At 67.3% G+C, this 5,574-nt stretch carries 7 protein-coding genes; all 7 read left to right on the top strand.

The annotated features are described in order from the left end of the window. Nucleotides 1–520: hypothetical protein (locus F618_RS0114435; protein ID WP_026331254.1), on the top strand; the 520-nt coding region annotated here is incomplete at its 5' end. Between the two features lie 15 nt (nt 521–535). Next, on the top strand, nt 536–775 hold the full coding sequence (locus F618_RS0114430; RefSeq protein WP_019568996.1) for a hypothetical protein: 240 nt from the start codon (nt 536–538) through the stop codon (nt 773–775). Next, complete coding sequence (locus F618_RS0114425) at nt 772–1,542, top strand: TIGR03759 family integrating conjugative element protein (RefSeq protein WP_019568995.1); 771 nt, start codon at nt 772–774, stop codon at nt 1,540–1,542. The genes F618_RS0114430 and F618_RS0114425 overlap by 4 nt, the downstream gene beginning before the upstream one ends. Beyond that, entirely contained in the window at nt 1,509–2,021 is a 513-nt protein-coding gene (locus tag F618_RS15865) for a transglycosylase SLT domain-containing protein (RefSeq protein WP_081620929.1), read from the top strand. Before F618_RS0114425 ends, F618_RS15865 begins: the two co-directional genes overlap by 34 nt. Next, nucleotides 2,018–2,548, top strand: a complete 531-nt coding sequence (locus F618_RS0114415; RefSeq protein WP_019568993.1) for a PFL_4695 family integrating conjugative element protein — start codon at nt 2,018–2,020, stop codon at nt 2,546–2,548. The genes F618_RS15865 and F618_RS0114415 overlap by 4 nt, the downstream gene beginning before the upstream one ends. Next, a complete protein-coding gene (gene traD / locus F618_RS0114410; RefSeq protein ID WP_019568992.1) occupies nt 2,545–4,626 on the top strand; it encodes a type IV conjugative transfer system coupling protein TraD in 2,082 nt (693 codons plus the stop codon). The genes F618_RS0114415 and traD overlap by 4 nt, the downstream gene beginning before the upstream one ends. Next, the gene (locus F618_RS0114405) at nt 4,626–5,369 is read left to right on the top strand and encodes a TIGR03747 family integrating conjugative element membrane protein (protein WP_018948389.1); all 744 of its coding nucleotides are present in this window, start codon (nt 4,626–4,628) and stop codon (nt 5,367–5,369) included. Before traD ends, F618_RS0114405 begins: the two co-directional genes overlap by 1 nt. The last annotated feature ends 205 nt before the right edge of the window (nt 5,370–5,574 follow it).

Below are 5,574 nucleotides of genomic sequence, written 5' to 3'. Positions count from 1 at the left end.
GAGCCACTTTAACGAACTGGAAATGCTGCTCGCCTCCCTGGAGGCACGGGTCGCCAGTCAGGACGAGGATCTGCGCGCGCTGCGCTCCGAGCAACGCGACTTCCGCGAGAAGCTCGACGGGCTGGAGTCCGCGATCGACAACCAGGGACCGGATCAGACCGTGACCGACCGACTGGAGGCCCTGCAGGGTGAACTGATGGACCTGCGCGCCGAGGTGGAATCCTCGGAGGCCATGGAGCCCGTCGAGGCGCTGAGGGGCGATCTGAACGCCACGCAGCGCCGCGTCGCCCGCCTGGAGGAAACGCCTGAAACCCCCGAACCGAACGCCACCCTGACGGGTATCGAACACTGGGGGGCTCGCCACTTCGCCATCCTGGAAGGCGCGAGTGGCCGCGAGCGCATCCGCGTGGGCGGGCGCTACGGGCAATGGACGCTGGAAAGCCTCGATCCGGACGCAGGTGTCGCGGTCCTCCGGCATCCACGCGGGTTCATGCACGCCCTCGCCATCCACGACGAGTAGGAGCAGGAGACCATCATGGGTGGAGCTGTCGTTTTGCTGTTGATTGGAGTCGGCGTCATCGCGGCCACGCACGAGCCGGAACCCGAGGTGACACCCGATCCGCCCCCCGTCGAGCCCGTCGCGATTCCCGAGCCGCCGCCGACCTGCCTTGACCGGGTCGCCGAGCGGACCCGGGTCGAAGCCGATCTTTCGTCCAAATGGGAACAGCGGGTCTATTTCATTGATGGGCGCCCCTGCATGCGGGGGCACCCATGACCCGGCCTCGCTACTCCGTGATCGCGTTGCTGGTGACGGCCGGACTGTCCGGCACCGTTCAGGCCAGTTCGGTCGAGTCCGACGCGACCCGCGCCGAGGCCCGAGCGTCCGAAGGCGTCGAAACGGCACCGGCCCGGACACAGCATTGGGATCTCTCCGACGCCGAGTGGGAACGCTACGACGCCATCATGGAGGGTCCACGGGGACTCTGGTCGCCGGATCTGGACCCGATATGGGTCCTGGGGATTCATGCGGAGACCGAGCGCGAACGTCGGTACTACGCCGAGCTGGCCGTGGAGCAGGAGCGTGATCGCGTCACCGGAGAACTGGCCTTCCAGCATGCCTACGATGCCGCGTGGGATCGCCTCTACCCGGATCGGGTGCTGATCGAGCCGCGTGATCGGTCCGGCTCCGCGACGGGTACCACGCCCCGCATGAGTGAGCCGAGTACGCCCACCCTGGACGACCTCGGTGCGGATGATCGCGTGGTTCTGGTCGCCGCCCGCGACTGCGGCCGCTGCGGGGACATCCTGGAACGCGCCGTGGAGCGCTTGCAGGACGGGGCACAGTGGCGGCTGGACGTCTTTCTGACGGATACCGATGCGGATCAGGAGGTGCGCCGATGGGCGGCGGAGAACACGGTCCCGATCGACCTGGTGCGAGCCGGTCGTATCACTCTCAATCACGACGACGGCACGCTGGCCGATCACGACACGCCCTCGCTGTTGCGGCAATCCGGGCAGCGCTGGCAGCCGGTCTTGCCCTAACGCTCGCGACCCGGGCGGCAGCCGGCGTTCCTGAAGGCTACCACCGCGTCGCTCAGGCCGAGGGTGTTCCGGCCGATGTCCTGTACGCCCTCGCCGCCGCCGAATCCGGCGCACGGCTGTCCACGGGTGCCGCGCGGCCGTGGCCCTGGACCCTCAACGTGGGTGGGCGGCCGGAGCGATACCGCACGTACCGGGAGGCGCTGGACGCCCTGGAGCGCCACCTCGCGGCCGGGAAGCGGAACATCGATATAGGACTCATGCAGGTCAACTGGCGCTGGCACGAGGCTCGTCTCCAGGACCCGGCGCGGGCCCTCGACCCCTATCGCAACCTCCGCATCGGTGCCGCGATCCTGCGAGAGCAGTACGAACGCAGCGGCCACTGGCTGGAAGCCAGCGGCCTCTATCACGCGCCCTCGAACACCACCAACGCCGCCCGCCACCGGGCCCGCGTCCAACACCATCTGGAGGCTCTGCCGTGATCGTGAAGTCCCCCCTGGCCGTCCTGCTGCCCCTTCTCTTCGTCTCTGCCTCTGCGCAGGCCCTGGAGGTGATCCTCGATACGGGCGAGGGCCGTCCGGCGGCCCCCTACCTGGAGCGCCTGGAGGGCGCCGATGAGCCCACACCTCGCAATACGGCCGCACTCCCCCCGTTGAACGACGCGGCCGAGCGCATGCTGCCCATCGAACCCTCCCGCTTGCGCGTGGCACCCCTGCAGGGACAGCCGCCGGCGCATGTCCGCGAGACGCTTCAGCACATGCCGCGCCCACTCTGTTTGGTGGGCTCGGATCCGCAATCGCTCGCCTGGCTGGAACACCACCGGGTCGCGCTCATGCAGGCGGGGGCCGTGTGCATGCTCGTTCAGGCGGAGACCCCCGAGGACCTTGAACGGGTGCGCGACACCGCGCACGGGATCCCGGTCCAGCTCTCGCACGGCGATGATCTCGCCGAGCGGTTGCAGCTCGACGTCTACCCGGTCCTGATCTCGCGCGAGGGGATCGAACAATGAGCCAGCTGCCCGTCGAGGCCCTGCTACGGCCGCCGGTCGAGTTCTACTCCGCCTTTGTGGCCGGCGCCGCCGCCGTCATCGCGGTCGCCGCGCCCTGGGCCCTGATGATGACCCCCTCGATCGCCTGGGTCGCGGCGGCGATGCTCGGGGCACTGGCCGTGCACCGGGCGCGACAGGGGTGGCGGATCGTGCGGTATCACCGCCACCTCCGACAGCTGCCCGAGTTTTCCATGAGCGCGAAACAGATCCCCGTCTCGCGCCGCAAGCTCTACCTCGGACGGGGGTTCCGCTGGACACAGAAGCACACGCAGCGCCTGCGGGACACGATCCGACCGGAGGTCCAGCATTACGTGGATCCCGGCCACCTGTACCGCTGGGCGCGGCGCAAGGAGGTCCAGTGGGAGTCCACCCCCGGGCTGCGCGGCATTGCGCGCGCACTCGGGAAACGGTCCTGGTGGAACCCCCTGGCCCCTCTGCCTCCCGTGGGGGGAAAACCCGCGCTGCACGCCGTTGAGCCGGATGAGGAAGATGCCTGGACGGATCTCGGTGAGCGCGTGGGGCACACCCTCGTCCTGGGTACGACCCGAGTGGGCAAGACTCGACTGGCCGAAGTCCTGATCACTCAGGACATCCGGCGCGGCGACGTCACCATCGTGATCGACCCCAAGGGGGATGCCGAGCTGCTCAAGCGGATGTATGCGGAGGCCCGGCGCGCAGGGCGCGAAGACCAGTTCTATATGTTTCACCTGGGCTACCCCGACCACTCGGCACGCTACAACGCCGTCGGGTCGTTCAGCCGCATTACCGAGGTCGCCACCCGTGTCTCGAACCAGCTCCCGAGCGAAGGCAACAGCGCCGCCTTCAAGGAGTTCGCCTGGCGATTCGTGAACATCGTTTCTCAGGCGATCGTGGCCCTGGGCCGACGCCCGGATTACCAACAGATCCTCCGGCACATCACCTACATCGAGCCGCTGCTGATCGAATACTACGAGCACTGGCTCCCCAGCGTGGCCCCCGAAGGCTGGAAAGAGGAAGTGGGGCGGCGCGAGGCCAACACCAACGAACGCCAGCTACCGCGCAACCTTCAGGGGCGGGACAAGCGGGCCGTCGCCCTGATGCTCTACGCCAAGGAGCAGGGGCTGTTCGACCCGGTCGCCGACGGCCTGCGCAGCGCCTTCGAGTACGACAAGACCTATTTCGACAAGATCGTGGCTTCGCTGCTCCCCCTGATGGAAAAGCTGACCACCGGCAAGACGGCGGAGCTGATCGCCCCCGACTATCTCGACACCGACGATCCGCGCCCGATCTTCTCCTGGCGGGAGATCATCCGCACCGGCGGCATCGTCTACGTGGGCCTCGACGCGCTCTCGGATGCCGACGTGGCGGCGGCCGTGGGCAACTCGATGTTCGCGGATCTCTGCTCCGTCGCGGGCCAGCTGTACAAGCATGGGCAGGACGACGGGCTACCGGATGGTGGTCGGTCGGGGCTCCCGACCGTCAACGTGCATGCGGACGAGTTCAACGAGCTGATCGGCGACGAGTTCATCCCTCTGCTGAACAAGGCCGGTGGCGCGGGGTTCCAGGTCACGGCCTATACGCAGACCTGGTCCGACGTCGAGGCCCGGATCGGATCCAAGCCCAAGGCCGGCCAGGTGGCCGGTAACTTCAACACGCTGGTCATGCTCAGGGTGAAGGAGTACGAGACGGCCGAAATGCTCACCGAGCAGCTTCCGCAGGTCGAGATCAACACGCTCATGCAGGTATCCGGCACCAACGATTCGGCCGATCCCGAATCCGACCAGCACTTCTCCAGCCGCAACGAAGACCGCATCACGGTAACCGAGGTCCCGCTGCTCACACCGTCCGACATCGTCACCCTGCCCAAGGGTCAGGCGTTCGCCCTGATCGAGGGGGGGCAGCTCTGGAAGATCCGCATGCCGCTCCCGGACAGTAAGGCGGACCCGGTGATGCCCGGGTCGCTCACCGACATCGCCGAGCGCATGCAGCGCGATTACACCACCGCCGAGCACTGGTGGCAGGACACCGCCATGCCGGTCGCCCCGCAGGAACCCGCCTGATGGCGAGCGCACGCCGGCAGACATCGAGTCACCCCGCGCAGCAGCGCGACCCGGGGCTGATCGGGCGAACGCTGAACCTCGCGGGCCAGATCGTCCTGTGGTTGCTCGCGGCGTTGCTGTTTTCCCTGGTGGCGGAATGGGTCGGCATGACCTGGATCTGGCCGGAGCAAGGCATCCAGCACAGCCAGCAGATGCTCGAACGCGAGATCGGCTACCTCAACGAGGACTTTCGTCAGTCCATGTTGACCGCGGATCCAGGGGGCTACGCGCGCAGCTTCGCGGAGGTGTCCTATCGCTTCCTGTTTGAGTACACGGGGATCCACTCGCTCGTGGAGTGGCTGTCGATTCCCGCGCACCCCGAGGATGGCCGGATCGTGCACTCTCTGCGCAACGGGTATCACTCCATTGAGCCTTATGTCCTGGCCGGCATGGCGATCACGCAGGTCTTCGCCCTCCGCCTGGGGGTGCTGACCCTCGCCATGCCGGTGTTCGTCCTGTTCGCCATGGTCGCCCTGGTCGATGGACTCGTGCAGCGCGATCTGCGCCGCTGGGGGGGTGGCCGCGAATCGTCGTTCGTCTACCACCACGCGAAACGGCTGATGGCGCCCTCGATCGCCATGGCCTGGGTGGTCTACCTCGCACTGCCGTTTTCGGTCCACCCGAATTGGGTCATTCTCCCGTTCGCCCTGCTCAATGCGATCACCATCGCCATTACGGCTTCGAGCTTCAAGAAATACCTCTGAGACCCCCCCCCGCCGCTGCGAGTGTCACGAGCGCATAGCGTTTCTCAACCCCCGGACGGCCGGACGCCAAACCCCTTACCACCGACGTTCGACGCCGCACTCCCGCTCGAGCTTGCGATGCAGTCTGCTCGGCCCACCCACGTTTCACCCTCGCCAAACCCGCCCTTTCCGAAGGCTCGAATAGCACGGCGCAGGGGCTCAACCC

This window comes from Thioalkalivibrio sp. ALMg13-2, assembly GCF_000381185.1.
Classification (GTDB): Bacteria; Pseudomonadota; Gammaproteobacteria; order Ectothiorhodospirales; family Ectothiorhodospiraceae; genus Thioalkalivibrio; species Thioalkalivibrio versutus.
The sequence above is the reverse complement of the archived record's forward strand: the minus strand, read 5'-3'. Positions and strand labels throughout refer to the sequence as shown.